Origin of the sequence: Paractinoplanes ovalisporus (assembly GCF_016834655.1) — a bacterium.
GTDB classification, from domain to species: Bacteria; Actinomycetota; Actinomycetes; order Mycobacteriales; family Micromonosporaceae; genus Actinoplanes; species Actinoplanes ovalisporus.
Genome location: NZ_JAENHP010000007.1, coordinates 231,663 through 258,608 on the forward strand (window position 1 = coordinate 231,663; position 26,946 = coordinate 258,608).

The 26,946-nt window shown below is 70.2% G+C and carries 26 protein-coding genes; 11 read left to right on the plus strand and 15 right to left on the minus strand.

Annotated elements, in window-relative coordinates; translation table 11 throughout:
- Positions 1-9: 9 nt before the first annotated feature.
- Positions 10-1,275, minus strand: a complete 1,266-nt coding sequence (locus JIG36_RS54155; RefSeq protein WP_203378473.1) for an SGNH/GDSL hydrolase family protein — start codon at positions 1,273-1,275, stop codon at positions 10-12.
- 175 nt (positions 1,276-1,450) lie between these two features.
- Here JIG36_RS54155 and JIG36_RS52140 point away from each other — a divergent pair, with 175 nt between their 5' ends.
- Positions 1,451-2,023, plus strand: a complete 573-nt coding sequence (locus tag JIG36_RS52140) for a carboxymuconolactone decarboxylase family protein (protein ID WP_203378474.1) — start codon at positions 1,451-1,453, stop codon at positions 2,021-2,023.
- Positions 2,024-2,144: 121 nt separating this feature from the next.
- Here JIG36_RS52140 and JIG36_RS23225 read toward each other — a convergent pair whose 3' ends face one another.
- The 3 genes from JIG36_RS23225 to JIG36_RS23235 form a co-directional block, all read right to left on the minus strand.
- The gene (locus JIG36_RS23225; RefSeq protein WP_203378475.1) at positions 2,145-3,161 is read right to left on the minus strand and encodes a methyltransferase; all 1,017 of its coding nucleotides are present in this window, start codon (positions 3,159-3,161) and stop codon (positions 2,145-2,147) included.
- A gap of 266 nt (positions 3,162-3,427) precedes the next feature.
- On the minus strand, positions 3,428-5,734 hold the full coding sequence (locus JIG36_RS23230; protein ID WP_203378476.1) for a serine/threonine protein kinase: 2,307 nt from the start codon (positions 5,732-5,734) through the stop codon (positions 3,428-3,430).
- A gap of 144 nt (positions 5,735-5,878) precedes the next feature.
- Positions 5,879-6,244: a winged helix-turn-helix transcriptional regulator gene (locus JIG36_RS23235; protein ID WP_203378477.1), complete on the minus strand. Its 366-nt coding sequence runs from the start codon at positions 6,242-6,244 to the stop codon at positions 5,879-5,881.
- Between the two features lie 74 nt (positions 6,245-6,318).
- Between JIG36_RS23235 and JIG36_RS23240 the strand changes: the two genes are divergently transcribed.
- Positions 6,319-7,314, plus strand: coding sequence for a zinc-binding alcohol dehydrogenase family protein (locus JIG36_RS23240; RefSeq protein ID WP_236048098.1), 996 nt, complete (start codon positions 6,319-6,321; stop codon positions 7,312-7,314).
- Positions 7,315-7,651: 337 nt separating this feature from the next.
- On the opposite strand, the gene JIG36_RS23245 is transcribed toward JIG36_RS23240, so the two are convergent.
- Complete coding sequence (locus JIG36_RS23245) at positions 7,652-8,614, minus strand: GlxA family transcriptional regulator (RefSeq protein WP_307872874.1); 963 nt, start codon at positions 8,612-8,614, stop codon at positions 7,652-7,654.
- Positions 8,615-8,692: 78 nt separating this feature from the next.
- Here JIG36_RS23245 and JIG36_RS23250 point away from each other — a divergent pair, with 78 nt between their 5' ends.
- The 7 genes from JIG36_RS23250 (at position 8,693) to JIG36_RS23280 (ending at position 16,549) form a co-directional block, all read left to right on the plus strand.
- Positions 8,693-9,043: a cupin domain-containing protein gene (locus JIG36_RS23250; RefSeq protein ID WP_203378479.1), complete on the plus strand. Its 351-nt coding sequence runs from the start codon at positions 8,693-8,695 to the stop codon at positions 9,041-9,043.
- A gap of 211 nt (positions 9,044-9,254) precedes the next feature.
- Positions 9,255-9,644 (plus strand): hypothetical protein, encoded by a 390-nt coding sequence (locus JIG36_RS23255; RefSeq protein ID WP_203378480.1) that lies wholly within the window; start codon positions 9,255-9,257, stop codon positions 9,642-9,644.
- Positions 9,638-9,865 (plus strand): helix-turn-helix transcriptional regulator, encoded by a 228-nt coding sequence (locus JIG36_RS23260; RefSeq protein ID WP_203378481.1) that lies wholly within the window; start codon positions 9,638-9,640, stop codon positions 9,863-9,865. Before JIG36_RS23255 ends, JIG36_RS23260 begins: the two co-directional genes overlap by 7 nt.
- Positions 9,862-10,797 (plus strand): NAD(P)-dependent alcohol dehydrogenase, encoded by a 936-nt coding sequence (locus tag JIG36_RS23265; RefSeq protein WP_203378482.1) that lies wholly within the window; start codon positions 9,862-9,864, stop codon positions 10,795-10,797. Before JIG36_RS23260 ends, JIG36_RS23265 begins: the two co-directional genes overlap by 4 nt.
- A gap of 189 nt (positions 10,798-10,986) precedes the next feature.
- On the plus strand, positions 10,987-12,174 hold the full coding sequence (locus tag JIG36_RS23270) for a lanthionine synthetase LanC family protein (RefSeq protein WP_203378483.1): 1,188 nt from the start codon (positions 10,987-10,989) through the stop codon (positions 12,172-12,174).
- Positions 12,175-12,285: 111 nt separating this feature from the next.
- Positions 12,286-15,264 (plus strand): discoidin domain-containing protein, encoded by a 2,979-nt coding sequence (locus JIG36_RS53345; RefSeq protein WP_203378484.1) that lies wholly within the window; start codon positions 12,286-12,288, stop codon positions 15,262-15,264.
- Between the two features lie 190 nt (positions 15,265-15,454).
- Complete coding sequence (locus JIG36_RS23280) at positions 15,455-16,549, plus strand: erythromycin esterase family protein (RefSeq protein ID WP_203378485.1); 1,095 nt, start codon at positions 15,455-15,457, stop codon at positions 16,547-16,549.
- Positions 16,550-16,595: 46 nt separating this feature from the next.
- Here JIG36_RS23280 and JIG36_RS23285 read toward each other — a convergent pair whose 3' ends face one another.
- The 9 genes from JIG36_RS23285 to JIG36_RS23325 form a co-directional block, all read right to left on the minus strand.
- Positions 16,596-17,693, minus strand: a complete 1,098-nt coding sequence (locus JIG36_RS23285) for an alpha/beta fold hydrolase (RefSeq protein ID WP_307872875.1) — start codon at positions 17,691-17,693, stop codon at positions 16,596-16,598.
- A 165-nt stretch (positions 17,694-17,858) separates the two neighbouring features.
- Positions 17,859-19,040, minus strand: a complete 1,182-nt coding sequence (locus JIG36_RS23290) for a serine hydrolase domain-containing protein (RefSeq protein ID WP_203378487.1) — start codon at positions 19,038-19,040, stop codon at positions 17,859-17,861.
- Positions 19,037-19,921 carry a hypothetical protein gene (locus JIG36_RS23295; protein ID WP_203378488.1) on the minus strand — a complete coding sequence of 295 codons (885 nt, stop codon included), beginning with the start codon at positions 19,919-19,921 and terminating at the stop codon, positions 19,037-19,039. Before JIG36_RS23295 ends, JIG36_RS23290 begins: the two co-directional genes overlap by 4 nt.
- A 132-nt stretch (positions 19,922-20,053) precedes the next feature.
- Positions 20,054-20,926, minus strand: coding sequence for a class I SAM-dependent methyltransferase (locus JIG36_RS23300; RefSeq protein WP_203378489.1), 873 nt, complete (start codon positions 20,924-20,926; stop codon positions 20,054-20,056).
- Positions 20,927-20,996: 70 nt separating this feature from the next.
- On the minus strand, positions 20,997-21,242 hold the full coding sequence (locus tag JIG36_RS23305; RefSeq protein ID WP_203378490.1) for a hypothetical protein: 246 nt from the start codon (positions 21,240-21,242) through the stop codon (positions 20,997-20,999).
- Positions 21,243-21,343: 101 nt separating this feature from the next.
- Entirely contained in the window at positions 21,344-21,697 is a 354-nt protein-coding gene (locus JIG36_RS23310) for a helix-turn-helix domain-containing protein (RefSeq protein WP_203378491.1), read from the minus strand.
- 46 nt (positions 21,698-21,743) lie between these two features.
- Entirely contained in the window at positions 21,744-22,262 is a 519-nt protein-coding gene (locus tag JIG36_RS23315; RefSeq protein WP_203378492.1) for a GNAT family N-acetyltransferase, read from the minus strand.
- Positions 22,263-22,314: 52 nt separating this feature from the next.
- Positions 22,315-22,578, minus strand: coding sequence for a hypothetical protein (locus tag JIG36_RS23320; protein ID WP_203378493.1), 264 nt, complete (start codon positions 22,576-22,578; stop codon positions 22,315-22,317).
- A gap of 83 nt (positions 22,579-22,661) precedes the next feature.
- A complete protein-coding gene (locus JIG36_RS23325; RefSeq protein ID WP_236048156.1) occupies positions 22,662-23,885 on the minus strand; it encodes an MFS transporter in 1,224 nt (407 codons plus the stop codon).
- A 221-nt stretch (positions 23,886-24,106) separates the two neighbouring features.
- On the opposite strand from JIG36_RS23325, the gene JIG36_RS23330 reads away from it, so the two are divergent.
- Complete coding sequence (locus JIG36_RS23330; protein WP_203378495.1) at positions 24,107-25,306, plus strand: serine hydrolase domain-containing protein; 1,200 nt, start codon at positions 24,107-24,109, stop codon at positions 25,304-25,306.
- Here JIG36_RS23330 and JIG36_RS23335 read toward each other — a convergent pair.
- Entirely contained in the window at positions 25,269-25,865 is a 597-nt protein-coding gene (locus JIG36_RS23335; RefSeq protein WP_307872876.1) for a TetR/AcrR family transcriptional regulator, read from the minus strand. The two genes, JIG36_RS23330 and JIG36_RS23335, sit on opposite strands and share 38 nt — an antisense overlap.
- A gap of 134 nt (positions 25,866-25,999) precedes the next feature.
- Between JIG36_RS23335 and JIG36_RS23340 the strand changes: the two genes are divergently transcribed.
- Complete coding sequence (locus JIG36_RS23340) at positions 26,000-26,908, plus strand: alpha/beta hydrolase family protein (RefSeq protein ID WP_203378497.1); 909 nt, start codon at positions 26,000-26,002, stop codon at positions 26,906-26,908.
- Positions 26,909-26,946: the final 38 nt, after the last annotated feature.

A 26,946-nucleotide genomic window follows, 5' to 3' on the forward strand; every position in this document is an offset into this window, starting at 1 on the left:
GGGCGCGCGTTACTGGAACAGGTCAAGGTCCACAGCGTTCGCGATCGCCTCCATGCCGGCGTCGTTCGGGTGCAGGTTGTCGCCCGTGTTGTAGCGGCTGTTGTACCGCTGCGGGTCGCTCTGGTCGTGGGTCGCGGTGTCGAGGTCGATCACCGCGTCGCAGCCGCTGCCGTCGGCCTTGATGAAGTCGTTGACCGCGTCCCGACCGGCCTCGCCCTGCTCACTCCAGTAATCGGTTCCCTTGTACGGCGTGAGCGTGGCACAGAACACCTTGATGCCCGCGTCGTGGCCGCGCTGGATGAGCTGCTGGAGCCCCTGGACCAGCTGGTCGCCGCTGGGCGGGTTGCTGTCGCCGAGGTCGTTGATCGCCGCGTCCGAGATCACCACCCACTTCACGCCGGTCTGCGCGAGCACGTCGCGGTCGAACCGGTTGACCTGGCTCTGGCCGGCGCCGTCCTTGAGCAGCATGTTGCCGCTGATCCCCGCGTTGAGCACACCGACGTTGCGGTTCGCGGCCAGCAGCCGCCGCGCGAGCTGGTCGGGCCAGCGCCGGTTCTCGGCGAACGTGGAGTCGAACCCGTCGGTGATCGACGCGCCCAGCATGACGACCGCGCCTTCCGAGGCGGGGTTCTGCACGTCGACGCCGGCCAGGAACGCGTAGTTGTCGAACGTCTGCGCGCCGGTGAGCGTGGCCTTGGTGGCCTGGTTGCCCGCGGCGACGTAGTTGTGCCGGTTGGCGAACGCGTGCTGCGTCACCGAGCCGATGCGCTCGGGCACGTACGCGGTGACCGCGACGTCGCCGCCCGCGGGCATGCTGAACTGGACCGGATCGCTCACCATGGTCTGGCCGGCCTCGATGGTCACCGAGTCGTTGCCGCTGAACGTCACGTGCGCGTTGGTCGACGCGTCGACCGTGTTCGCCTGCAGATGGTGGGCGAGGTAGACGGCGCTGACAGTCAGCGGGTCGCTCCCGAACTCGTTCGACAGCTTCACGCGTACGGTCTCGCCGCCGATGCTCGTCCGGATGATCTGCCGGACCGTCTGCTGCTCGAACGCGCGCCCGCCGTTCTGCACGGCCACCGCCCAGCTGCCTGTCCAGGGGTTCTCGGCGGGGCTCGGCTCGGTGCTCGGGGTCGCGCTGTTCGGGTTGGTCGGGCTCGCCTCGCCGCCGTTCTCGTTGCCGGACGAGTCTCTGCGCACGAACACGACCACCGCCACGACAAGGACCACGAGGGCTGCTGCGACCGAAATCGTCGTCTTCCGGGTCCAGTTCACCGCGACCACGGTACTGGGTCCGGGCACCCCATCCGCCTTGGCATGAGCTGGGAGGTTCCTGACAGTGAGCGGTGTAACGCGCCCGTCACATCACAAGATCCAAAACGGCCCGTCACAAGCGTGAGGTGAGCGGTGACTTGATGCCGTACGCAAGCGCATGGACGGAGGAGGAACAGTGAGCAGCAACACCCGGATCCCGAAGACCAAGCCGACCGGCATCCTTGGCGCGACAGTGACGTTGGCCTCACGGCGGATGGTCGGCGACGTGCCGGAACCGCTCGAAGTCGTGTGGCACAACCGGAAAGTCACGATGTTCAGCCTGCGCATGGCACGGTCGCTGCAGAAGTGGGACACCTGTGACGAAAGCCTGAAATCGTACGCGCACATGGCCGTGGCCAGCCTCGTCGGGTGCGGCTTCTGCCTGGACCTGGGCTACTTCAAGGCCCACAACGACGGCCTCGATCTGCACAAGGCGCGCGAGGTGCCCTCATGGCGTACGTCGCAAGCGTTTGATCCTCTGGAACGCGACGTCCTCGAATACGCCGAGGCGATGACGGTCACCCCACCCACCGTCACCGACGAGTTGTCGGCGCGGTTGGTGAAGGCGCTGGGGCCGTCGGCGATGGTCGAGTTGACCATGTTCATCGCCCTGGTCAACACGATGACCCGCTCGAACGCGGCCATGGGCATCGGCTCGCAGGGGTACGCCGACGCGTGCGGCCTGGCCCCCATGCCCGCCCGGGCCTGACCGCACGCGCGCCGGCGCTGTCCCGTGGTGCCGATCGCAACGTGTTAGTGCCGCGCTACCGCCTGGTGCCGATCAGGACGTCTTCGGCGCCCGCGCATCACGATGGTGTCGGCGCCCGGCGCTACGGCTTGGTGCCGATCACCACGCCGTTGGCGCCCGGCGCGTCGAAACGAACAGTGCGGACATCAGTGAAGCCGGCGCCGCTCATCCACTGTTCGTATTCGGCGTCGGAATAGTTCCGGCCGCCCTCGGTCTCGACGAGCATGTTCATGCCCATCAGGGCCGCGGGCGCCGGACCGGTGCGCTCGGCGTTCAGCAGCAGCTCGGAGACGACCACCCGGCCGCCGGGCTCGAGCGCCTCGTACGCCTTGGCCAGCAGGGCGCGGTTCGTCGCCTCGTCCCAGTCGTGCAGGATCATGCTGAACAACACGACGTCATGCCCGCCCGGCAACGTCGTGTCGGTGAGGAAGTTGCCGGCCCGCGTCGTGATCCGATCGCTCAACTGCGCGCGCTCGATGTTCGTTTGCGCGATCGTGCACACGTGCGGCAGATCGAACACGGTCGCGCGCAACGACGGCAGAGCGCGGCACAACTCGATCGGATAGGCGCCTGATCCGCCGCCGACATCGAGCAGTTTCCCGTACGGGCTCAGGTCGATCGCGCCGGCCAGAGCACGCGCGGTGAAGATGGACGTCGAATACATGGCGCCCCAGAAGCTTTCGAGCATCTGCGGGTCGGCCGTGTCGAACATCGACTCCTGTGTGGAGGGATCCCACGTGAGGGGTTTGTCGCTGCGCAACGCCTCGCCGATGCGGTGCCACGGCAGATAGGTGCGCTGATCGCAGTAGGCGACCTGGCCACCGAAGTAGTAGGGCTTGCCCCGCACCAGAAACTCCTCGGCCAAGGCGCTGTTGCGATAGTCGTCGCCGTCCTTCTCCAGCAGGCCCAGTGAGGCGCAGGCCGCGAGCAGCAGGTCGGCCGGCCGTTCGGGCAGGCCCAGTTCGCTCCCGGCCTGCGCGACGGTGAGCGTCCGGCCGTCCCGCAGCCTGGTGAAGAGGTCAAGTTCGACGGCGGCCGCGAACGTCTTGAAACTCCAGAACCCGGTTACCAGCCCCATCAGGGGCGTCGGCGTCAGCATGCATCGATCATCTCAAATCGGTGGGCCGCCCCGCCCGATTCCGTTGCTCTGGCCGACTTCCGGTACACATGGGTCACTTTCCGGAAGCCGTGACACGCCGGTTCGTCGGCACCCCCGAGCAGCAGAAAGCGGGCCTCATGGGCGAGCCGCCGGGCGGGACGACTACGGGATGGCCAAATGCGACGTGATCGATCAGACCTACGCGCGCATCTTTCTCGGCGGCGACCACGTAGCGCGTACGAATTGATCCGCGCCGCCGACCGCTTTCAGGGCGTATAGACGTCGGCCATCGCGGTCACGGTGCCGTTCGAGGTGGTCACCTCGACCAGGCCGCCCTCGCCGAGCCGCTCGGCCAGCTTGGCCGGGGTGATGGTGCAGGTCCCGACGGTGACCGGGTCGCCGGCGCAGCGCTCCGGGTCGTCGAACGTGCTGAACAGCTTCGGCGTGGCCGAGGTCGGCAGGGTCACCCGCATGCGGCTGTCCTCGGTCAGCCAGGCCTGCTCGCACGGAGTGTCCGATGAGGACTTCAGGTGGAACGCCTGGCAGTACTCGTCCCCGGTCATGAAAAGCACCGGCTCCACCACGACCGACCGTGTCTTCGGAAAGTAGCCGTGGACCTTGACGATCGACTTGGTGCTGCCACGGCGGACATCGGTGAAAGAAAGGGCCGAGGCCGCGGCCTCCCCAAAGGGCCTGATCTCGGCCTGGGTGACGACCGCGCCGGCCAGCACATCCTGATCCTTCGCCTGATCGGCCGGGCCGACGCCGAAGGCCACCTTGCCGGCCAGCAGGCTCGGATCGGTCAGCCTGGTCTCCAGCACCGCCTCGCCGTCGACTGTCACCGTCGCCGCCTCGTCGCGCAGGCTCAGCACGACGTCGCGGCGCTGCCCGGGGACGAACGGGGCCTGGTCCGTCTCACCGAGCTTGGCGTTCTGGACGGCACCCTCGTGCCGGATCCGGACCGTCCGCGGGCAGAGGTCGAGCCAGTACGAGGCTTCACCGGCCGTACGGAACTGGATCTCCGCGCAGGACTGGGCGTTGGCCACGGTGACGCCGGCCGAGATCGACTGGTTGCCGGCGAAGGTTTCGGCGGTGCCCGGGCACACCATGGCGAAACTGGGCGTCGTCATGGTCAGGCCGCCGCCCTGGAACGAGCAGCGGCCGCCGTACGCGTCGGTGGTGGCCTTCCACTGGCCGGGCCGGTCGAGGGCGTCGACCACCCACGGGCCGCGCACCGCGCCCGGCACCGGCATCGCGGCCGCCGCGACCGTGGGAGTCGGGTGGGTTTCCTCGTCAGCCGTGCGACTGACCAGGCCGACGGCCGCCATGAGCACCGTCGCGGCGGCGGTGGCGGCGAGAACCGTCCATACACGCCGGCGCCGTCCCTGTGCGCCCGCGACCGGTGCGTGGATGCCCGGCGCGTCGGCGATGGGTGCGTTGACGTTTCGCGCGTCGGCGATGGGTGCCTCGGCCATTGCCGCACCGCTGATTTGTGCGCCGCTGATTCGTGCGCCGTCGATTGGTGCTCCGGCGATTGGTGCGCCGGGGCGTTTGTCGCCGCCGAAGAGGCCGGGCCGCCTTCCGCCGCCGAGCAGCGCCGGTCGCTTTCCGCCGCCGAGCAGCCCGGGCCGCTTTCCGCCGCCCGAGACGTGCCGGCCGGAGAGCTGCGCCGCCTCCGCCGCCTCCCGTAGCCGCGGGTCGAGGGACGACGTACGGCTGAACGCCCGTGGGTCGGTGTTCTGAGCGAGCAACAGGTTGAGTAGTTCGTGCGCGGCCGGCCGGTCCTCCGGGTCCTTGGAGAGCGCCAGCGCCACCAGGTCGGCCAGCGGCCCGGTCAGGCCGGTCAGGTCGGGCGGCTGGGTCAGGATCCGGGCGGCGGTGGCCACCGGCGAGTCGGCCCGGAACGGGGTGCGGCCGGTTCCCGCGTACGCGATGACCGCGCCCCACGCGAACACATCGGCGGCCGGAGTGATGTCCCGGTGGTTGCCGTCGAACCGTTCCGGCGCCATGTACGCGACCGTGCCCACCATCTGATCGGGATGGGTGTGCTGGCTGGTCACCTCGAGCGCGCGGGCGATCCCGAAGTCGATGACTTTCGGCGAGCCCAGCGCGAACAACACGTTCTGCGGCTTGAGATCGCGGTGGATGACGCCCGCGCCGTGGATCGCGGTCAGCGCGGTCGCCACCCCCACCGCCACGCCGTGCAGGCGGCTGTCGGCCAGCGGTCCTTCACGCGCCACGACTTCGTTCAGGCTGGGCCCGTCCACATACTCGACGACCAGGTACGGCGTACGGTGATCGGGGTCGGCATCAAGAACCGCGGCCGTGCAGAACGGCGGCACCTGCCAGGCCCGCTTGACCTCACTGCGGAACCGCCCCCGAAACTCCTCGTCGTGGGCATACTCCGGCTTGATCATCTTGATCGCGACCAGAGGCCCGTCGCCCCTGTCATCGCGCAGGCTTTCGTCGCGCCGGCCGAGGAAGACCGACCCCATGCCCCCTTCGCCGAGCCGAGCCAACAGCCGGTAGCCACCCAGCGACGTCGGGTCGCCGGGGCGCAGCGGGCTCTTCATCGCCTCAACCCATCGAAGTGAACCGACAAGACCGGCACACAGTACGCAGCCCAGTCACGCCCGAAAAGCAGCGACCCCCTCCTCGCCGGGGCCGTCATGCCTCGCGCCCCGCGTCGGCGGTCATGTCCCGTCACGCCTCGGCGGTCACGAGGGCTGCAGGGCGGCGGGGAAGCGCTCGATGTTCGCGACCACCCACTCGCGCAGGGCGGCCAGCGGCTTGCAGGCGTCCCAGCCCAGCGGCGTCAACTCGTACTCGACGTGCAGCGGAACGGCCGGATACACCGTACGGGTGATCAGGCCCTGGTCCTCGAGGCGCCGGAGTGTGGCGGTGAGCACCTTGGGGCTGACCCCGTCGAGGCGGTCACGCAGGGCTCCGAATCGTCGGGGGCCGTCCTCGAGGGCGCCCAGTGCGAGCGCGCTCCACTTGTTGGCCAGCAGATCGAGCACCTGGCGGCACGGGCAGGAGGCGTCGTACACGTCGTGTTCGCGGCCGCAGCTCGTCGTGGTCACGGGGCCACCGTAGTACCCAAGGGGAACTAATGTCCCTTGCCGGTAACCAGGGTCACCGGCATAGCGTCCGGCCCATGAGCGAAACGATGCGCGCTGTGGGTTACCGCGCGAGCCTGCCGATCACCGACCCGTCCTCACTGCTCGACTTGGAGGTGCCCGTACCGGCGCCCGGCGACCACGACCTGCAGGTGCGGGTGCATGCCGTGTCGGTCAACCCGGTCGACGTCAAGGTGCGGGCCGGTAGCGACCCGGGCGGCGAGCCGCGCATCCTCGGTTTCGACGCGGCCGGCGTTGTGGAAAACGTGGGCGCGTCGGTCACGCTGTTCCAGCCCGGCGACGAGGTCTGGTACGCCGGTTCGATCGCCCGCCCCGGCACCAACTCCGAGCTGCACCTGGTCGACGAGCGGATCGTCGGCCGCAAGCCGCAGTCGCTGGACTTCGCCGCCGCGGCCGCGCTGCCCCTGACCGCGCTGACCGCTTGGGAGTCGCTGTTCGACCGCTTGCGCCTGACGTCGTCGAGCCGCGGCCGCTTGCTGGTGCTGGGAGCCGCCGGCGGCGTGGGCGCGATCCTCGTGCAGTTGGCCCGGCAGCTCACCGATCTCGAGGTCATCGGCACGGCATCACGCCCCGAATCAACTCAATACGTGCTGGACCGCGGCGCCCACTCGGTAGTCGACCACCACGGCGACCTGCCCGCCCAACTCCCCGGAGGCGTCGACTACGTCTTCAGCCCCCACTCAGCCGGCATGATCGACACGTTCGCCCAGATCATCCGCCCGTACGGCGCGGTGGTAGCAATCGACGAGCCGCAGGGCTTGGAGCTGACCCCCCTCAAGTCCAAGAGCATCGCGTGGCACTGGGAGCTGATGTTCACGCGGCCGCTCCACGATCCCGGGAGCACAGCCCAGCACGAGATCCTGACGCAGGTAGCAGCCCTGGTAGACAAGGGCACAGTCCAGTCAACATTGACAACACGTATCAACGGAATCAACGCAGTCAACCTGAGGGCAGCCCACGCAGCCCAGGAGGCCGGCACCGCAGTAGGCAAAACAGTCCTGGCCGGCTTCTGACCTGCTCGCCCTCGCGCAGCAGCCCGCCAACCCGAAGACCAGCTCGCCAAACCAGCCACGGGACGACGTGCTCAGCGCCTGAACGCACGTGTCAGCGGAGTCGATGCGGTCAATGTTGATGGCCTCGCGCTGGCCGGGTCTGTGCGGTCAACGTTGATGGCGTCGCGTCGGCCGGGTCAGTGCAGTCAACGTTGACGGTCTTGGGTTGGGAGGATCGGTGCGGTCAACATTGACGGTCTCGTGCCGGTGGCGTCAATGTGCTCAATGTTGACGGTCTCGCGGCGGCGGGGTCGATGTGCTCAATGTTGACGGCCTCGTGTGGGCAGGATCAACGTGGTCAACGTTGATGAATGTTGTCGGGTTGAGTTTGGCTGAAGCGGCGGCGGTAGTTGGCTGGGCTGACGCCTACGTGGCGTTTGAAGAGGGCTCGCATGTTGGCCCCGGTGCCCAGGCCGGAGCGGCGGGCCACGGCTTCCAGGCCGTGAGTGTCCTGCTCGATCAGGCGGCAGGCCAACGTGACGCGTTCGACGGTCAGCCAGGCCAGCGGGGTGGTGCCCAGCTCGGCGCGGAAGCGGCGGTGCAGGCTGCCGGTGCTCATTCCGGCCCGGCGCGCCAGGTCGGCGACCGTGATGGGCTCGTCCAGGCGTTCCTGAGCCCACGCCAGCGCGGGAGCCAAGGACTGGTCGGCCGCGGGCGGCATCGGACGCTCCACGAACTGGCGCTGGCCGCCGTCACGGTAGGCGGCGAACACCAGGCGGCGGCTCACGTGGTTGGCGATCTCGGCGCCGTGGTCGCGGCGGACGATGTGCAGGCCCAGGTCCAGCGCGGCGGCGCTGCCGGCCGATGTCAGCAGGTCGCCGTCGTCGACGAACAGGACGTCGGGTTCCAGCTTGACCGTGGGGAAGCGCTGCCGGAACTCGTCGGCCAGGTTCCAGTGGACCGTCGCCCGGCGGCCGTCGAGCAGGCCGGCCTCGGCCAGGGTGAACGCGCCCGTGCAGAGGCCGACCAGGCGGGCACCCCGCTCGTGAGCGCGGCGCAGGGCGGCGAGAAGCGCGGGGCGGGACGGCGTCTCGACGTACGGGCGGTTCGGCACGATCACGGTGTCGGCGCGGTCGATCTCGTCGAGCCGTGCGGGCGCGCCGACGTTGAACAGGGCGTCGCGCATCGGTGTCGACCTGCGGGGAGCGGCCACACGCAGGTCGTACAGCGGGAAGCCGATCTCGGGCCGGAGCGGGCCGCCGAAGATCTCGCAGGCGCAGCCGACCTCGAAAGGGTTGGACTGTTCGTCGACGACGAGCACGACCCGATGTGAGGATCCTTGCGGCATTGGTCATTCCTACCAGGGTCGCGCGACCGCCGGCGGCCGGACGATCGGTGCATGCTCACCAAGTTCGCAGTGGCCGGCGAAGCGGCCGCCCTCACCGAGTTCTGGTCCCAGCGGGTGCTCACCACGGCCAACGGCAACCTGTTCAAGGTGGCGAAGGGGACACGTTCGACGAATTGGCACGCGCACGACGACCAGGACGAGACGTTCCTGCTGCTGTCCGGCGAGATGACGGTCCAGCTGCGCGACGGCGACGTGCGCCTGCTCCCCGGCGACCTGCTGGTCATCCCGCGTGGCGTCGAGCACTGCCCGCGCGTCGAGGGCGACGAGGCCCACTTCCTGCTGATCGGCCCCGACGTGACCTCGAACGCGGCGGGCGGCAAGCCGGACTGGAGCCACACCTGACGCGTGCCGGGGTGACGCTCAGCCCGCCGTGGGCGGAGGCAGGCTCACCGTCCCGCGAAGGCCGGCCCTGCTTCGCCTCGGCGGTCCGACCTCATTCAGCTGCTGAATTCGCACCGCCACGGCGGCGGCCCGGGGTCGTGAAGCTGAGACACCGCTGAGGAGCGTGTAAAGAAACTTTGACTCGGTGTCCGGGATTCTTTACCTTCGAGGCATGACAAAGCAGGAGCGGCGGGCGTGGAGCCTCGCCGTCGCCAGTCTCATCTCGTACGGGGTCTACCTCGTGCTGCTGCTTGTGGATATCTCCTACGTGCCCGCCCTGCTGTGGACAGTGGGCGGCGCGATCGTCGCCAACATGGCCGTCGACATGTCGTTCGGCCGTGTTGAGAAGCCCGACCAGCGCGACCGCGAGATCGGGCGCTTCGGCGACCACATCGGCCAGTCCCTCGTCGTCGCGGGCGCGGTCGCGGCCATGGTCATGGCGCTGTTCGAGGCGCGCTACTTCTGGATCGCCAACGTCATCTACCTGGCGTTCGTGCTCTCCGCGGTCCTCGGCTCGACCGCCAAGATCTTCGCGTACCGGCGGGGCTTCCACCCGTGGTGAAACCGACCCGCATCGTCAACCAGATCCGCTCGCTGCGCTTCACCCACGGCGAGATGACGCAGGCCGACCTGGCCGACCGCATCGGCGTGACCCGGCAGACGGTCATCGCCATCGAACAGGGCCGCTACTCGCCGTCGCTCGAGGTGGCTTTCCGCATCGCGAGCGTCTTCGGCGTCGGCCTCGACGACGTCTTCCAATACCCGGCGGAGGAGCCCTCATGAAGGCCATCGTCCACAACATCTACGGCGACGCCGACGTGCTGCACGTGGCGGAAGTGCCCACCCCCACCCCCAAACCCACCGAGGTTCTCGTACGCGTGATGGCCGCCGGTGTGGACCGCGGCGCGTGGCACGCGATGACCGGCCTTCCGCTGGTCTCCCGCTTGGGATTCGGCCTGCCGCGGCCCCGCAACGGCACACCCGGACTAGACCTGGCCGGTGTCGTCGAAGCGGTCGGCGAGCAGGTCACCGACTTCAAGCCGGGTGACGAGGTGTTCGGTAGTGGCTCGAGCAGCTGGGCCGAGTTCGCGCGCGCCAAGCCCGCACGACTTGTCCACAAGCCCGCCCACCTGACTTTTCCACAGGCAGCCGTCATCCCCACGTCGGGCGCGACGGCCCTGCACATGTTGACGCCATCAACTGTTGACGACAGCAAGGTTCTGGTCATCGGTGCCGGTGGCGGGGTCGGTTCGTTCACCGTGCTGCTCGCCAAGGCACGCGGCGCGCACGTCACCGCGGTGTGCAGCACGGCCAAGACCGATGCCGTACGGGGTTTCGGCGCCGACAACATCATCGACTACACCCGGGAACCGCTCACCGGCTCGTACGATCTGATCGTCGACATCGCCGGCAACCGCCCACTGTCCACGTTGCGGGCCTTGCTCAAGCCCACCGGCACGCTGTCGATCGCCGGCGGCGAGAACGGCGGCCGCTTCTTCGGCGGGTTGGAGCGCAACCTGCACGCCTTCGCGATCGCCCCGTTCGTCAAGCACAAGCTGCGGGCCCCGATCGTCATAACCAAACGCGATGATTTGAAGGCCTTGACCGGCATCGCCTCACCGTTGGGGTCCACCTATCCGCTGGCCGAGGCCCCCACCGCCATGCACCAATTGGCAACGGGTCAGATAGCGGGCAAGGCAGCCCTGACCATGTAGGCCTGACCGTCTCGCCGTGCGGCATACCCCGGGCGGCCGATGCGGCGCGAACGTAGGAACCTCGACGCGGTCTCGCGCGGGGGAGAGGACGCCGTGTCGCGCTGCGGGAAAACGCCGCGTCGAGCGCGGGGGCACACACCGTCTGGCTCGGGCGATAAACACTGCATGTCACGCGGGGATGGAGGCGCCATGTCGCGCGGGGGAGAAGCGGAGGCGCTGGCTGCGGGCGCCCTCGACTGGATGATGGTGTCGGCCGACTCGGTTGACCGGTCGCTTTACAGCGGCGGAGCGGGAGTGGTGCTCGCTCTTCTGGAGGCGCAGCACCACTTCCGGGACGATCGGTATGGCGATGCGGCTCTGCGCGCCGCGACGGTGTTGACGGATGCGATCGACGACGAGGCGGATGCGTCGCTGTATTTCGGGCTGACCGGGGTTGCTGTTGCCCTGCGGGCGGTTCACCGCAGGCTCGGCGACGAGGGGGCGGGCCGAGCGGCAGACCGGGCCCTCGGACTGGTGCGAGCGCGGTTCGACAAGGACAGCGGGCGTTGGGGCGAGATGTTCGAGCTGCTGTTCGGCAACGCCGGCATCGCTCTGGGCGCATTGCACGCGGGCGATCGGGACCTGACCGTTCTGGCGGCGACGCCCTATCTCGACGCCGCCGACCCGACTCCCGGCGGCGTCAACTGGGCGGTACGGCCCAGCCCGGCCCGCTCGCACCACATCGCCCACGGGACGCTGGGCATCGTGTATGCACTGGCTGCCGTCGGTGGCGACGACTTCCTCGCCGTGGCTCGGGCGGGCGCCGCCGACGTGGTGTCGCGCAACGAGGCCGGGCCGGACGGATTCCTCGTCCCGCATTCCGACCCGCCGCACCGGCCCGAACTGATCGAGCGCTACAGCTACGGCTGGTGCAACGGCCCCACGGGCGACGCGCACGTCTTTCGCCTGCTCCGATCCGTGACCGGCGACCCGTCCTGGGCTGCGCTGGGCGACCGCTGCTGGCACACCGTCACGCGGAGCGGTCTTCCCCAGCGTCTGCGCCCCGGCTTCTGGGACAACAACGGGCGCTGCTGCGGAACCGCCGGCGTGCTCGCTCTGGCCTGCGACCGCCACGTCGAGCAGGCCGAGCCCTTGGATCTCGCCGGTGTGCTGGTCGACGACCTCATCAGCCGCGCCACCGTCGATGCCGACGGCGCGCGCTGGTCCAACTACGAGCACGGCGAGACGCCGAGCGCCCTCGAACCCCAGGCCGGTTGGGCCATGGGCAACGCCGGCATCATCCGCGAGCTGCTGCGCTACGCCCGCATCGAAACCGGCGGCGATCCCACGTACGCGGTGCCGTGGCCCGACCACCCACCCGCGGAACAAGGCCGCTGACCGCCCGCAATAGGACCGCCCGCCCGTCGGGCAAGGCCGCTGACCGCGCCAATATTATTGCCACCGGCGCCCGCATTGACTGGCGCGAATGCGTGCCGAAACATGCCAAGCATGGTCACTCGCCGCGCGCTTCTTGCCCTGGCCGGTGCGACCGGCGGGGCCATGGCCCTGCCCCGGCCCGCCGAAGCCCGCGCCGCCGATCCGGTCGCCGACGAATATCACCGCCTGCTGCTCGTGCACACCCGGTGGGTCGAGCAGCAATGGGATCCGGCCATCGGCGCCTACCGCTCGGCCGACTTCCGGTTCGCCGCCGTGCTCGGCAACGCCGTCCTGCTGACCGCCGACGGGTACGACGCCGAGATGGCCGGCGTCGACGCGGCCACGCTCCGGCAGCGCACGCTCGCCACCATCACGCGGTTCGCGGCCACCAACCGTCTCACCGGCGGCACGGAGTGGGGGCAGCGGCTGTTCTGGGACTCCACCTTCGAGCTCTACTTCGTGCTCGCCGCGCGGCTGCTGTGGCCGGAGCTCGACGCCGCCACCCGGGCCCGCGTCGACACCATCGCGCGCGGTCAGGCCGCGTACGCGTACGGGCTCGGCACCGCCGACGATCCGCTCAGCGGAAGCTGGACGCCCAACGGCAGCGCGGGCGGCTTCCGCGGTGACACCAAGCTGGAGGAGATGGGCGTCTATGCCCAGGCCATCGCTCCGGGCCTGGCCTGGGCCCCGGCCGGTGACGCCGAGGCCGCGCGCTGGCGGGAGAGGTTCGTGTTCTGGGCCGCCAACGCGAGCAGCCTTCCGCCCGCCGACCGGGCCAACCCGGCGCTCGTGGACGGCCGCGCGGTCAGCGCCTGGAACGTCGCCCGCAACCTGCACGACACGTTCGTGGTGGAGAACCACGAGTCGGTCAACCCGCACTACCAGGCCGAGCTCTGGCGCACCGCGGGCCGGGCCGCCGCCTGCTTCTTCACCGCCGGCTCGCCGATGCCGGAGGTGCTGACCCGCCAGCCCAACGGCCGCGAACTGTGGGCGACGCTGCGCCTGCTCGCCAGCGACGCCGGGGAACCCGTCATGCCGATGGTCGCCGACCGCTATCACCTGTACGGGCGGGACGTGCTGCCGTTGGCCTTCCTGGCCCAGGTGCAGGGTGACCGGCACGCCGCCCGCGCCGAGGCCGACCTGGCCGCCCGGCTCATGCCCTACCTGCGCTACGCCCCCGAATACCGGCTGACCAAGTTCAGCGGCGAGGAGAAGTACGAGCCGGAGGCGCGCGCCGAGCTTGCCATCGCCTACCTGTTCCACCGCCGGCGGACGACACCGGTGTCACCGGTCAACAGCAACGAGTTCTTCGCCGCGGCCGCGGGAACCCGCGATTTCGGTACGGCGGTAGGCCTGACCGCCCACCAGAGCGCCGCCGGTTTCGCGGCCGCCGTGACCAAGGCGGGTTACGTACGGTTCCTCTGGCAGCCCGGCCACGACAACTGGCTGATCGACACCCGGTCGCCCGCGTTCCTGCCGCCCCAGACGACCACCCCGGCCCGCCAGTGGACCGCCGCCTGGACCGCCGTACGCGACGGGGTCGACGCCACCGCCACGGTGCTGCAGACCCCCGCCGGCTGGGCCGGATACGCCACCCTGCCCACCGGAACCGTCGTCTACGCCGGCCCCGGACCATCCACATTGACCCTGTTCAACTTGACCATGCCGGGCGTACCCGGTCTCGACGGCCACCGCACGTTCACCGGCGCGGGCGGCGCCGTGACACCGGTTCCCGGGCTCGGCGACGGCGGCACCGACGAGATCACGTTCGCCGCCCGGCCGGCCCGGCACGTGCGCTTCACCGGCCGCTCGGCCGCCAACCAGTACGGCTACTCGCTGTTCGCGTTCGAGGCCTTGGACGCGACCGGCGCCGACCGGGCCCGCGGCCGCACGGTCACGGTGTCGTCGGCCGACCCCGCCTACCCGGCCGCCAACGCCGTCGACGGCAGCACCACCACCCGCTGGGCGGTCGCCCGCGCGGAACGCAGCCGGGCCGACAGCTGGCTCGCCGTCGACCTCGGCGCCACCGTCGAGCTGACCGGCGTACGACTTGTCTGGGAGGCCGCCTACGCCATCGCGTACGTGGTGGAGACCTCGACCGACGGCACCACCTGGACCACCGCCGTCACCGCCCCCGACACCGTGGCGATGGGCGCGTGGGCCGGGATCGACGGCCGGGCCGGGCTCGTCGCGCACGGCGCCGACGGCCCGATCGCGGTGTCGTCGGCGAACGTCACCGTTCCGCCCGCCACCCTGATCGAGGGCTACTCCGGCGCCGCGACCGACCTGGCCGCCGCCGCGAGCCGTCGCCGGCCCACCGGCGGCCCGGCGACGCTGCGGCTCAGCGACGCCGACGGCTTCCTGACCCTGCTCAACCTGTCCGCGACCGCCCTCGACGACGTGGTGGTGAGCCTGCCGCCCGGCAACCGCCTCTACCGCGGATCCTCGGTCGTCCGAGCCGACGGCGGGCTCGACCTGACCACCTCGGTGCCCGCGGGCGGCGGCGCGGTCGAACCGGTGCGGTTCGAGCTGAACGGCCGCGCCCCGGCCGGAACCCGCTTCGCCGTCACCGATTCCCACCACGTCACGGTCACCGCACCCGCCGGCAAAGCGGTCGACGTACGCCTGAGCGCCGGTCCCCGGCCCGTACGCGTGCAGGTGCCCGCCGGCGCCGTACGCACCGTCACCGTGGCGCACGACGCACCGCTCACCCCGACCACCGACCTGGCTCGCGGCCGTACGACGTTCCCCACGTCACCGCTGCCCGCCGGCATGGGCGAGCCGTCCCGGGCCGTCGACGGCAGCCCCGCCACCGCGTGGCGCCCCGGCCCGGACGGCCGGATGGTGGTCGACCTCGGCGCCCCCTGCGCGGTCCAGGCCGTGACGCTGACCTGGACCGGGGGAGCCCACCCGCCGGCGGTCGTCGAAACCTCGGCCGACGGGTTGACGTACACCCCGTTCACCGCACCGGCAACCGCCCGCTACGTCGCGGTGGCCGCCCCGGGCTGGCGAACCGGCAACCCGGAGCTGGTAGAGCTGAGGGTCGGCTAGGGTCTGTCCTGTCGATCACGAGGGGCTGCGGCGTGGCCCAGGCGGCGCCTGACGGCGTCCGCGAAGCGCCCACATCCAACACCGGGATGCGGACACTTCCCGGCCGACGCCAGCCACCACCTGGACCTCGCCTCACTCCCGCGTGATCGACAGGACAGACCCCAGGCGTCACCCGATAGGGTCGGCACCCGTGGAAACCGACGACCTCGCCCGGCTCGAAGACCTCATCGGTGACGCGAGGGTGGTGGCCATCGGCGAGTCCGCCCACTTCGTGCGCGAATACACCGCGCTGCGTCACGACCTGATCCGGCACTTCGGTTTCACGACGGTCGCCATGGAGTCGGGTTTCAGTGAGGGCCTGGCCGTCCGCGACTGGATCCGGGACGGCGTCGGCGATCCGGCGCCGGACGGGCTGACCTACCGGTTCGGGCAGAGCGCCGAGATGCGGGGACTCCTCGAGCATCTCCGCGCCACCCGAAGCGACTTCTGGGGTCTGGACCTGCCGGGAGACCTCGGTAGCCCCGGCCCCGCCTTGGACCACCTCGACCGCCGCGCGCCCGAGCTTCGCGAAACCCTTTCCCACGTACGGCGTCTGACCGCGAAGTTCGCCTCGGCCTACACGATTCCGGCCTTCACGGCGTACCGGGAAATGCCGTTGATCGATCGTGACGCCTTGACGCTGGCGCTGGCCGAGGCGGGCACACGTTTCGACGCGACCCCGCACCGGCGGAGCGACGACACTGCGATCAACCGTCACGAGCTGAGCCTGCTCGTGCTGTGGGATCAGATGCTGCGGGCCCAGGTCGCCGCGGTCGAGGGTTCGGCCCGGCACGCGGGGCTCAACATCCGCGACGGCGCGATGGCCCGTACGGCCGAATGGATCCTCGGACGCACACCGGGGCGCCTCCTCGTCCTGGCCGCGAACTCGCACATCCAGCGCCGGCATCCCGCGTTCGAAGTGCTCGGCAGCCACCTCTCGGCCATGCTCGGCGACGACTACCGCGCCATCGGCGTGACCGCGCTGACCGGCCGGGTCGCCACCCGCCGGCTCGCCCCGGAGGCGCCCGCGATGGCCGAGACCGTGCTGGTCGAGCTGCCGGCCCCCGACGAGGGCAGCATCGAACTCGAGGGCCCCGGCCTGCACGACACGCGCGGGTCCAAGGCCGACAAGATCAGACTGCTTGATTCGTACGCCGTGGGGCCGGTCGCCGAGGCGTTCGACGCGGTGGTGTGCCTGCCGGTCAGCACTCCCACCGAGCAGGCGTTGTGGGCCGGCGGCCGGTGACGGCACCCCACGTGCGGGGTCGGAACACGTGGGGTGCCGTCGGTCTCTACGAGAACCGGGCCGCGATCCAGTTGGCGACCGTGGTCGTGCTCTGGAAGACGGCGCCGTCGTGGGTGGCGCCGTCGATCTCGACGAACTGCACCGGCTGGCTGTAGACGCTCAGCTCGGTGACCAGCGGGCCGGCCGTGATGACGTACGGGACCGCCTCGTCGGCCGTGCCCTGCACCAGCAGGATCGGTGCGGTGGTGGGCTTCTGACCGGGGTTGACCCACTTGGACAGCTTGGTCACGATCGCCGGGGGAAGCGCGCCGCCGACCAGCAGCTGCGAGGCGGTCAGGTCGGCGTAGGCGGCCAGGATCTCGTTGAGGCAGCCGCTCTGCAGCACGCCGGTCCTCTGCCGGGCCGGGGCGGCCAGGATGGTGGCCGGCACGACCGTCGGGTCCACCGCCTGCAGCCCGTAGAGGGCCATCACCAGGTAGCCCTGGGCGGGCGTGCCGGGGATGAGCGGCGCGAACAGGTCGGCGTTGGAGACCGGGGCGATCGCCGCCGTGCCGCGCAGGGTCAGCGCGCCGTCGTAGGCGGGGGCGATCTCGTTGACGAACAGGGCGCCCTGACCGCCCTGGGAGTGGCCGTCGATCACGTACTGGGTGCCGAGGGTGGCGTCGAGGTTCTTGGCCGCCTTGGCGCTGTCGATCATCGAGCGGGCCTCGCTGAGGCCGACCAGGTAGGGGTGCGACAGCGCGGTGCCCAGACCCGGGTAGTCGGGGGCGGCGACCGTCCAGCCGCGCCCGAGCAGCTCGGCGATCGCGGCCCGCGCCTCGGGCCAGAACACGGCCTGGCTCGCGGAGGGGGCGCACTGGTCGGCCAGGCCGGTGGTGCCGTGACCCCACACCACGATCTTGTTGTTCTTGCCGGTCTTCGGGGTCAGGATCAGCCCGGTGGCGGTGATCGGAACCGCGTTGACGTTGGTCGACAGATACGAGACGCGTCTGCCGTTGGCCAGCGGCGCCAATTCGGCCGGAAGGGTTGCGGTGGTGCTGGACAGAACCGTGCCGGCCAACTGGGCGGCACGGGCCGGATCACCCGGGAAAAGTGCTGCGGAAAGGGCGAGCAGAATGGTCGTGGCCGCCGCGATAAATGCCACGACAGGGTGCCTTTTCAGGGCAGGGTTCATCAACGATGCCTTTCGGAAATGGTGTGGGGCGCGGCGAGGACGCGACGGGAAAATAACCGGACCTGGCCATGGGCGGGCCAGGTCCGGGCAAGGGGTGATGCCGGTGGAAAGGGGAGTTCGGGGGAGTGGGGAAACCTAGCGGTGCGCGAGGTGGTCGGCCACGCTGCGCAGGGCGGCGACGGTCTCGGCGTCGCGGCGCTCGTCGTCCTGGGTGGGCCAGGCGCTGCACTTGACGATGACGACCTCGGCGTCCGGGTCGACGAACAGATATTGCCCGTGGACACCCAGGCCGGTGAACGCGTCGCGGCTCTCGCTGCCGAGGGTCCACCACTGGTTCGCGTAGCCGTAGTGGGCGTAACCGCTGGGGCCGAGCGAACCGACCGCGAGCTGGGGCCGGTCGTTGCCACGGCTGCGGCGCACCCACTCGGCCGGCACGATCTGCTCGTCGCCGGCGACACCGCCGTTGGCCATGAGCAGGCCGACCCGGGCCACGTCGCGCGCGGTGGCGTTCAGTGAGCCACCACCGATCGCGGTGCGTGGCCGGCCACGCGTGAGCCAGTAGTACGCGTCGCGGTCGCAGCCCAGCTTCTGCCAGAGCTTCTCCGATGCGTACGTGGCCAGGCTCTGTCCCGTCGCCGCCTCGAGGACCCACCCCAGCATCTGGGTGTCGAAGGTCGAGTAGTTGAACCGTTCACCCGCCGGCGCGGTCCGCGTTGCCGCGCGGACCACGTCGGCGATGTCTCCGCCACCCATGATCGTCTGCTCGAACTGCTTGATGCCGCTGTTGGGCACCTCCCAGGTCTCGAGGTCGCCGACGCCGGTGGTCATGTCGAGCAGTTCGGCGATCGTGTTCTCCTCGTACGCGGTGCCGAGGAAGTCGGGCCGGTAGTCGGTGATCCGGTCCTTCTCGCTGCCGATCAGCCCGTCGCGCAGGGCAATGCCGACCAGGATGGACGTCACCGACTTGGACAGGGAGAACAGCTGCATGCGCGAGCGTGAGCCGGTGAAGGCCCCGGGGTAGGTCTCGTGCACGATCGTGCCGCGGTGCAGAACCACAAAGGCGGTCGAGTGCGTACGGCGGTGCAGGTCGGACAGGGTGAAGTCGCGGTCTTGAAAGCGGTAGCGCACGTTCAGCGGCCGGATGCCGACCGGAAGGGGAAGGTGGGTGGCGCCGCGGGCGACGCGCTCGGTCGGCATCAGCCAGTTCATGTGGGTGAAGGTCCACTCGTTGAACGGCCGGCGCATGATCAGATCGCCTTGCTTGTCCCACCAGGACGGCTCCCGGGAGGCGGCAGGGCGCTCCGTCGTACTTGTCATGGGTGTCCCCCGTTTTTCGCCTGTCGTTCGAACACTTCGCGCAGTGTCAGACCGGACGGATCGTCGATCGGCTCCAGGTAGGCCGCCATCAGCCCCAGGACCCCCTTGCCGACCAGGTTCCCGGTGGGGCCGCTGTCGGCGATGTCCGCGCTCGGGTCGCCGAGGTGCCGCACGGCCAGACCCTCGGTCACGGCGGCCAGGAGGTTCGTGAACTCCCGCATCGTGATGCCCTCGCGGAGCTGGTAACCCCGGGCGGCGATCGTCTCCTCGTAGATCTTCATCCACGGTTCGAGCGCGCCCGCGTAGTTGTTCGCGATGGAGCCCCGGATGCCGTCGTTGCGATGGGCCGTCGCCACCATGATGAGCTGCAATTTGAACAGCGGCATCCGGCAAAGGGCCATCAACTCGTGGTAACTGGACCGGTCCACGGCGTCGACCAGACTGTCGTCGGTGGCCAGCCAGTCGCCCCGCGTCTCCACATCGGCCCCGTACTGCGGGTCGTAGTTGATGGCGTGCAGCATGAACGCGAGCAGGTCGTTGAGGTAGTCGTCGTGGCTGGCCCAGGTGGATCGGTAGGGTCCGGCGCCCTTCTGGCGCAGGAAGGGCAGCTCGAGCTCTTCGACCTCGGCCGACAGCGCGCGCTCGGTCAGGAAGCTCAGGCCCGACCAGTACTGCTTGCGGCCGTCACCGGTCGCGGTGGCGGGCCGCTGGGCACCGAGGTTGCGCTCGATCAGGTTGGCGCCGGCCTTCAGGTAGGACGCCACCTTCAGCGAGTTCACCAGGGCGGCACGCGTCGACTCGCGCACCCCCTTGACCCGGGTGACGATGCCCGAGAAGTCCGCGCAGTAGGGGTAGGGCAGATCCTTCTTGCCGTACGTCATGCAGCTGATTCTGCTGGGAATCGACAGACCTTCAAGTGCGCACGTGCGTAGTACTCGCAGGCTTAGCCTTCGGGCATAACGCACGCACGTACCGTGACTGCTTGGCTGCGCAGAGTGTATTTTCCCTGGTTCTCAGGGGTGCAGAGCGCGGAGATAAGCCGTCGCGAGGGTACGCCGCGTAGGGGTACCTGACTGGGCAAGTTGCGTCATCCGCGTGTCGAGCCGCCGATATTCCTCTTCGGAGAGGGCCGCCGTCATGGCTTCGCCGTAGGTCGGCGCGAGCGGATTGGGGGAGATCGCCTTACGTGCCTCCCAGTCACCGATCGGCTCGGCCGGCACATCCAGTTGCGCTCGGTAGTCGACCTCGACGCCGTCGAACCCGGCCTCGGCCGCCCAGCGCAGCAGGTCCCGCTCGTCGAAGTCGGTCATCGGGTTCTCGCCGCGGCGGGCGCCGTCGCGGTAGACGGCGACCACTTTGGCCAGCAGGTCGGCCACCTCGGGGTCGCGCAGCCCGAACAGGCTGTCGGGCCGGTGCTCCAGCAGAAAGCGGTTGACCGGTTCGAAGATGGACAGCCGGCCGCCCGGCTTGAGCACGCGGAAGAATTCGCGGAAAGCGGCCGATTTGTGGTCGCAGTAAATGAGAACGGAACGGGTGGTGACCACGTCGACCGAGGAGTCGGGAATCATCGACAGATCCTCGGCCGCGGCGTGGACGAAACTGCACCGTTTGTCGTTGCCCGCGCGCTGCCGGCATTCCTCGAGGCCCGCGTCGGACACGTCGCTGAAGATGACGTGCCCGTCGGGGCCGAGACGCTCGAGGGCGCCGAACGCGATGAGTCCCGTTCCGGCGCCCACGTCGAGCACGGTGTCGTCGGGCGCGAGAGCGGCCCGGTCAAGGACCTGGTCGCGGAAGACCTCCAGGCTGAAGGCGTGTTGTGCCCGCAGTTCGGCGTTCCCGCCGTCGCGGCGCTCCAGCAGCCACCGCGTCCACTCGTCCGACCCCATCGGATCACCGTAGGGCACAAGACATCTCGATGGGTGAGACATCAATGCGTGGCAATGGAACCGTGATCTGTCAGGCCTTGACGACGGTCGGCCCGGCCCACGTCGGCCCGGCCCAAGCGGCGTCGACCACGGTCGGTCCCGCCCAGGTCGGGCCCGCCCATCCGTCCCAGTTGGTGCCGGCCACTGTGGTCTCCACGGTGGTCACACCCTTGCCGGCGAGCGCGGCCCCGCCCACACCCGCACCCAGCAACACGGCTCCCGCGACAGCGGCCCCCGTGCCCAGCACGATCAGTCCACGGCGTGCGATTCGGTTCATGATTGATGCCCCCGTTCCTCGGTCGTGGCATCAGCGTGCCGCCGGCCGCACGGTCGTGACCAGCGGCAACGCTTCTCGGGAACATCCCGGGACGGCCCGGGTCAGCGCCTCCCGATCGCCCAGCCGACCGCCCCCGAGGCCGCCATCAGTGCGCAGACCGTGATCAGCGGGGAGACCCGGCGCGCGCGGACCTCGCCGGCCGGCCACCGGGACTGCTTGCGCTCACGCTGAGCGCCCTCCCAGAGCCGCCGCAGCCCCGCGTGGTCACCGCCGCCCAGGTCGGCCAGCGCCGCCACCACCTCCCACGGCGGCAGCGCCTGCCCGGCGAAGTAGCGGGACAGCGACGAGTCGCTGACGTGCACCTTCAAACTGAGTTCCCGCAGCGTGAGCCCGGCCTCGGCGCGCAGGGCCCGAAGCCCGGCCACCAGTCTCGTGTGCGTCGATCCCATGTCCATCGCGGTTCCTTCCCCCATGTCGGTCCAGCGATGGCGTTCATTGTGGTCACCCCGGGACGGTCGCGGGGTCCTCTCCGGACGGTCCCGGATCAGCGAGTTCGAGCACATGGCGCACGGCCGGGCGCCCACCGCGTACGCAGTCGCCGACCGGGACGAAGCCGCTTCTGCCCAGCACAGCCCGCGATGCCGCGTTGGTCACCCCGGCGTCGGCGGTCAGGCGCGAGAGCCCGTACGCGTCCCGGGCGAGCTCACACACAAGGCGTACGCCCTCGGTGGCCACGCCCCGGCCCGCAGCCGCCGCGGCGACGCGGAAGCCCAGCTCGGCCGCGCCGTCCTCGACGTCGACCAGGTTGAAGCGACCCACCACCTCGTCGCCGTCCATCAGCACGTGGAAGTGGCACACGCCGGCCTCCTGCTCGGCCAGCAGCGCGGCGTGGTGCTCGGCGAACCGGTCGAAGTATTCGTCGCCGCGGTCGGTGATGAACCGCGCGAACCACTCGCGGTTCTCTGTCTCGAACCGCAGCAGCGCCGGCGCGTGACCCGGCGCGAGACGTTCGAGCCTCACCGGCCCTCGACTCGTTCAATCATGCGCCTATCTCAGCACGGCCGGTCCCGCGTTACATGCCCGCGGTCACCGCCGCCGACACGGCCAGCATGATGGCCCACTTCGCGGCCATCGTCACCGCGAAGGCCAGCCAGTAGCGGGACTGCCCGGTCGACTGCTCCTTGGCCAGCCGCCCGGCCCGCAGCGCGGCCGCGATGCCGAAGACGCTGAGCACGCTCGTGGCCACGACGACGCCGGCGATGTGCGGCGCGTCCCGGCCGGGCCGGTCCACCATCTGCCGCCGTACGCCCTCGACGTCCCAGCTTGCCGCTGTCATGACAATTCCCCCCGTTGTGTGGTCCGACCTTTTCATCGGCCACGGCCGGGCCGGCTTCAGTTGCGACCCGGGAGTTTTCCGGTTCACGCGGAGGGAGCGCTGGTGTGCACGTTGCGGGACGTGCGTGCCACCCACGCGACCACCGGCCCGACGGTCAGGGCGGCCACGGTGAACAGGGCGGCGATCAGCCACCAGCCCCAGCCGCCGGTGTGCACGGCCAGGAAGGTCAGCGCGGCCGGGCCGATCATCGACGAGATGCCGGTCGTGGTGCGGGCCGCGCCCAGATAGAGGCCGCGCTGCTCGGGCGGGGGCACCTCGGTGACGAAATACCACTCCGCGGCCGACGACCACAGCTCGGCGCCGGTCAGCAGCACCACCCCCAGCGCCAGCACGGCGATCGTCACCCAGCCCTGCGTGCGGCCGCTGACCACGAAGACCAGGCAGGCCGCGGTCGCCGAGAGCGCCGCCCACCGCACCAGGCGGGCCGATCCGGCCATGCTCACCGCCTGCCGGGTCGCCGGGACCTGGAGCAGGACGGCCAGCACGGTGTTCAGCGCGAAGAGGGCGCCCAGCACCGGTTTCGGCGCGTCGGTGCGGGTGATGGCCCACAGCGGCACGATCGTGGTGAACAGGACCTCGCTGAAGTAGAGGATGGCGAAGACGCCGGTCAGGGCCGTGTACGGGTGATCGCGCAGCACACCCCACGGGCGCGGCCGCTCGGCGCTCCTCTCGGTGTGCACGGCCGGCATGCGGGCCACGAAGCAGCCGCTGACGAAGATGCCGGCCGCGTTCAGCAGCACCAGAACCAGCAGACCGGGGCGGGAGTCGAGCGCGATGGCGGCGGCCCCCAGTCCGGCGCCGATGGTGAAACCCAGATTGAGGTACGCCCGTACGAAAGCCATCGTGCGCACCCGGATCTCCTGGGGCACGGCCGCGGCGGTGTAGACCGTGCGCCCGGCATCGGTCAGCCCCTGCGAGAGCGCCTGCAGCCCGAGCACCGCCACGAACGACCAGAACGCGCCGACCAGCGGGTAGAGCAGGAACGCGACCACCCCGACGGCGGAGCCGATGACCCAGGCCCGCCGGCCACCGACCCGGTCCGCGAAGTGGCCCAGCGGCATCGGCAGCACCAGCCCGAGCGCCCCGGCGACCGAGAAGCCGAGCCCGATCTGCACCGGCGTCAGACCCGCGTACGCGGTGAAGAAGACGACGCTGCCGGTCAGATAGACGCCCCACCCGACCGCGACCAGCGCCGACTGGGCCACCAGCTGGCGTGGCAGCCCGCGCGGAGGCAGGACACGTTCCATCACATCGATCACGGTAAACGCGGGTGAGCCGCGTGTGGTACATCTGCGTTCCATGGGCCGCGGCAGCACCCCGGAACCGGACCGCAGGAACTCCAGGCTCGAGCGACGCCCTCCTGAACTGACGACGTTTCGCGGGCATATCGGGAAACGCATACGCCGTGGCAACCGGACGGCGTCCTCAATGGAGGCGACGTGTTGCCTACCGGACGGGGACGTGGATCGTGGAATGGGGTTCGTTGCGCGGGGTGGGACGGCGGCCGCTGCTCGCCCTGAGTGGGCTGGCCGCGGCCGGGGTGCCGCTGGTGAAGGTGGGGGAGCCCGCGGCCCGGCGGCCGGTTGAGGATTACGAGCGGTTCGTGGCGCGGCTGGCCGCCGAGGACAGGTTCTCCGGGGTGGTGATGCTGGCGCACAAGGGGCGGACGGTGTTGTCGCGTGCCTACGGCATGGCCGATCGGGAGCGGGGCATCCGAAACCATGAAGCGACCGCGTTCAATCTGGCCTCGGCGAGCCAGCCGTTTCTGGCGGTGGCCGTCCTGCAGTTGATGCAGCAGGGCCGGCTGGCGCTGTCGGACACCGTGGGCCGGCACCTGAGCGGCCTCCGGCCCGAGATCGCCGAGAAGGTCACCATCCACCACGTGCTGACCGGCACCTCGGGCATGGACGCGCCGATGCCGGACTGGCGGCACGTGTATCGCAGCCGGGAAGAGGTGCGCCGGCACCACGTGCAGTGGGCGCGGCAGGCGACCCTGGCCGGTGTTCCCGGATCGGGGTCGAACGGGCACCTGCCCGGGGCCGGTGTCGGCCTGTCCATGGCGGCGCAGATCGTCGAGGCGTTGTCCGGCCTGACGTTCTGGGACTACGTACACCGGAACGTCTTTGACCGCAGTGGCATGCGCGGCTCGGGGTTCTACACGCGGACGCAGTGGCTCGCCGACGAGCGGATCGCCCACCCGTACATGCTCCAGGCCGACGGCCGCCTGGTCGACGCCGTCCGGAACCTCGATCTGGGCAGCGTGAACCCGAACATCCTGGGCCGCAATCCCGGTCGCGCCTTCATCGGGTACGCCTCGGGCGACGGCTTCGTGACCGCGCCCGACCTCGTACGGTTCGCCGAGGCGCTGCGCACCGGCACCGTTCTCGATCGGGTGCACGCCGGCCTGTTCGCCGGAGCCAAACTTCCCGGCCCGGTGGCGACGTCGTTCGACGGCTACACCATGCCGATCCACATCACCGAGGGCCAATGGGTGTTCGGGCGCGGTGGAGGCGGCCCCGGCGTCGGCGCCAACTGGAACGTCTATCCGGACACCGGCTGGGTCGGCGTCGTGCTCAGCAACAGCGACAACTCGGCGCTGCTGGAGATCCTGGAGAAGGAGGCCGAGGTCGTCACCGGTGCTCCAGCTGCGGCTGCCGCAGTCCGCTGACGAGCAGGGTCACGATCTTCCGTACGTCGTAGTCGGGGTCGACCGGGGTGAAAGCAACCAGGTCGCCGACCGCGCGGATCAGCTGGTAGGCCGTGATCGGGGCGACGACCTCGCCGGACGCCCGGGCTGCCTCGAGCATGTCGGTCAGCACGGGCACGAGGCGCTCCACGAACAGCACGTGGAGGCCGGTGAAGCCGTCGGGGTCGCCTTCCCAGACCCGGGCCAGTCCGTGTTTCGTCCCGAGGAAGTCGACGAACAGGTGTATCCAGCTCAGGATCGCGGCGAAGGGCGAACCGGCCGACTCGAGCAGGGCCGGCCCGGCTTCCGCGCACGCGTCGACCTGGTGGCGGTACACGGCGACGACCAGGTCGGAGCGGGTGGGGAAGTGGCGGTAGAGCGTCGCCACCCCGACCCCGGCGGCCGCTGCCACCTCGCGGACCGGCGCGTCGACCCCGGAGGTGGCGAACACCGACGCCGCCGCGTCGAGCAGGGCGCCCTCGTTGCGTTTGGCGTCGGTGCGACGGCGTCGGGTGGCCGGACGCGGCTCGGAGGTGTCCACCCCTGAATGATCGCACGTGGCCGACGTGTTGTGGAACACGGTTCCGTTAAGGCATTGCATAACGGAACCGTGTTCCATATCTTAGGTGGAACAGCGATCCGTTTTCGCGGATCGTCCGCCCCGGAAGGACCAGAATGTCTACTTCAACCACCGCCTCTCAGGTCATCAGCGTCCGTCCGGTGACGCTCCCGGCCGCCCATCGCGGCGACGACCTGCAGGTGCGGATCACGGCGCCCGTCGCCGGCACGGAACTCCCGGTCATCGTGCTGGCGCACGGCTTCGGCGGGTCGATGAACGCCTACGACCCGCTGGTCGACCACTGGACGGCCAACGGGTTCGTCGTCGTCCAGCCGACCTTCCTCGACTCCGCCACCCTCGGGCTGACGCCCGCCGACCCCCGCTACCCGGCCATCTGGCAGATCCGGGTCGACGATGTCGAGCGGGTCATCGACGAACTCGACACGGTGATCGGCGCGGTGCCCGGCCTGGCCGGGCGGGTCGACACCGGCCGTCTGGCGGTCGCCGGTCACTCCTGGGGTGGCCAGACCGTCGGGATGCTGCTCGGAGCCCGCGTCGTGGGCGCCGACGGCCGGCCCGGCGAGGACCGCACCGACAAGCGGGTCAAGGCCGGAGTGCTGCTGGCCACCACCGGAACCGGCGGCGCCGACCTGACCCCGTTCGCGCAGCAGAACTTCGCGTTCATGAGCCCCGACTTCGACCAGCTCACCACGCCCACGATCGTCGTCGCCGGCGACCGCGACCAGTCGATGCTGTCCACGCGCGGCCCCGACTGGTTCACCGACGTCTACCACCTGAGCCCCGGCGCCCGGCACCTCGTCACCCTGACCGGTGGCGAGCACACCCTCGGCGGCATCCACGCCTACGGCTCGACGGACACCACCGATGAGAGCCCGGAGCGTGTCGACCTCGTACGCCGCTCGACGACGGCCTTCCTCCAGCAGGTCCTCGAGGTCGACCCGGCCGCCTGGAGCACGCTGGTCGCCTCGTCCACCGAGCCGGCCGGCCGCATCGAATCCAAGTGATCCCGGAGCCGGCCGGGGTCGCTCTCCGGCCGGCTCCA